The following is a 561-nucleotide window of genomic DNA, read 5'->3' as shown; positions in this document are numbered from 1 at the left end:
ATCAAAGAAGTTTATGTCTGTACTAAATGTGGTTACGTATTGAAAGTTAAGTAGTTAGCCCAAAATAACAAACCAACCGCAACAAAAAAGCGGCTCATTTGAGCCGCTTTTTACTGTCTAAAAACTGAAGGATTACTCCTCTTCTTCCTCATCTTTACGAGTGTAAAAACGAGCAAAGAACAGACCAACCTCAAACAGTAAGCACATTGGGATCGCAAGTAACGTCTGCGAAATCATGTCTGGCGGCGTCAGCAGCATGCCGACAACGAACGCTGCCACAATAATGTATGGACGCTTCTCTTTTAGGTCTTGCGGCGTGGTCGCCCCAGTCCAACAAAGTAGGATGATCGCCACTGGCACTTCGAACGCAATACCAAACGCCATAAACAGCGCCAGCACAAAATCTAGGTAGCTCGAAATATCGGTCGCAAACTCAACCCCACCGAGAGAAATCGCAGTAAAGAAGCCAAATACCAGTGGAAATACCACGTAATACGCAAAGGCCACGCCACAGTAAAACAGCAACGAGCTAGAAAACAGCAATGGCATGATCAAACGACG

At 45.5% G+C, this 561-nt stretch carries 1 protein-coding gene; it reads right to left on the bottom strand.

Features of this window, described 5'->3' with window-relative positions; all coding sequences use genetic code 11:
- Positions 1-132 precede the first annotated feature (132 nt).
- The coding region (tatC, locus tag R7Q46_RS29240) for a twin-arginine translocase subunit TatC (RefSeq protein WP_318078590.1) at positions 133-561 on the bottom strand (429 nt) is incomplete at its 5' end.

It is taken from the genome of Vibrio sp. 811 (assembly GCF_033339195.1).
The sequence above is the reverse complement of the archived record's forward strand: the minus strand, read 5'-3'. Positions and strand labels throughout refer to the sequence as shown.